The sequence below is a fragment of the Phenylobacterium sp. genome, from assembly GCF_031425575.1.
In the GTDB taxonomy this organism is placed as follows: Bacteria; Pseudomonadota; Alphaproteobacteria; order Caulobacterales; family Caulobacteraceae; genus Phenylobacterium.
In genome coordinates, this window is the sequence record NZ_JANPJP010000282.1 from 1 (window position 1) to 1,746 (window position 1,746).

2 protein-coding genes are annotated in these 1,746 nt (G+C 69.8%); one reads left to right on the plus strand and one right to left on the minus strand.

Annotated features, from left to right (window positions below; genetic code table 11):
• The coding region (gene purB / locus RMO97_RS15865; protein WP_310542003.1) for an adenylosuccinate lyase at positions 1-1,069 on the plus strand (1,069 nt) is incomplete at its 5' end.
• 6 nt (positions 1,070-1,075) lie between these two features.
• Here purB and RMO97_RS15870 read toward each other — a convergent pair.
• Positions 1,076-1,746, minus strand: a 671-nt coding sequence (locus RMO97_RS15870) for an ATP-binding cassette domain-containing protein (RefSeq protein WP_310542004.1), incomplete at its 5' end; no start/stop codon positions are given.

Genomic DNA, 1,746 nt, shown 5'->3' on the forward strand with positions numbered 1-1,746 from the left:
GGCCCGCTTCCTGCATCAGGGCATGACCAGCTCCGACGTCAACGACACCGCGCTCGCCGTCCAGCTCAGCCGCGCCACCGACCTGCTGATCGACGACGTCGACATGGTGCTGACCGCGCTCAAGCGCCGCGCCTTCGAGCATCGCCTGACGCCGACCGTCGGCCGCAGCCACGCCATCCACGCCGAGCCCACCACCTTCGGCCTGAAGCTCGCCGGCCACTACGCCGAGTTCCAGCGCGCCAAGGAGCGTCTGGCGATGGCCAAGTTCGAGATCGCCACCTGCGCCATCTCCGGCGCCGTCGGCACCTTCGCCAATGTCGCGCCCGAGGTAGAGGCCCACGTCGCCGAGCAGCTGGGCCTGGCCGTCGAGCCGGTCTCCACCCAGGTCATCCCGCGCGACCGCCACGCGGCCTATTTCGCGGCGCTCGGCGTCGTCGCCTCCTCCATCGAGCGCCTGGCCACCGAGATCCGCCACCTGCAGCGCACCGAGGTGCTGGAGGCCGAGGAGCCCTTCGAGGTCGGTCAGAAGGGGTCCAGCGCCATGCCGCACAAGCGCAACCCGATCCTCACCGAGAACCTGACGGGCCTGGCCCGCCTGATCCGTTCGGCCGTCGTGCCGGCCATGGAGAACGTCACCCTCTGGCACGAGCGCGACATCAGCCACTCGTCGGTCGAGCGCGGCATTGCGCCGGACGCCACCGTCCACCTGGACTTCGCCCTGCGCCGCCTGGCCGGCGTGGTGGAGCGGCTGGTGATCTATCCGGAGAACATGCTCAAGAACATGGACCGCCTCGGCGGCCTGGTTCACTCCCAGCGTGTCATGCTGGCCCTGACCCAGAAGGGTGTCGCCCGCGAGACCGCCTACGCCTCGGTTCAGGGCGCGGCCATGAAGGTCTGGCGCGGCGAGGGCCTGTTCATCGACCTGCTCCTGGCCGACGAAACCGTCACCCTCTCCGAACCCGAGATCCGCGACCTGTTCGACCTCGGCTACCACTTCAAGAACGTCGACGTGATCTTCGCCCGGGTGTTCGGGCAGGAGGCCATGGCGATGGCGAAGGCCGCGGAATAGCCCAGCCTATCCGGCGACAAAGGCCCGGACATGGGGGTTGCGCGTCTGGTCGAGTTCCCCGGGGGCGCCCTGCCAGACGATCTGGCCCTCGTGTAGCATGGCGATCTGGTCGCCGATCCTGCGGGCCGAGGCCAGGTCATGGGTGATCGAGATCGCCGTGCAGCCCAGCCGCTTCACCTGGTCGACGATCAGGTCGTTGATCACCGCGGCGGTGACCGGGTCCAGGCCGGTGGTCGGCTCATCGAAGAACAGCACCTGCGGATCGGCGACGATGGCGCGGGCCAGGCCGACCCGCTTCTGCATCCCACCCGACAGCTCCGACGGGAAGACATCGGCGACGGCCGGCTCCAGCCGCACCCTGGCCAGGGCGTCGAGCGCCCGACGCCTGGCGGCCTTGCGCGACACCCCGTCGGCGTTGATCAGCCGGAAGGCCACATTCTCCCAGACGCTCAGGCTGTCGAACAGCGCCGCGCTCTGGAATAGCACGCCTGAGCGGGCCAGCAGCCGCCGCTGCAGCCGGCCGCCAAACCCCGGAAGCCCCCGGCCGTCCAGCACGACCTGGCCGCCATCGGGCGCCACCAGGCCGAGCGCCAGCTTGAGCATCACCGACTTGCCCTGCCCCGATCCGCCGATGATCACCATCGAGCGCCCGGTCTCGACGCTGAGGTTCAGCCGGT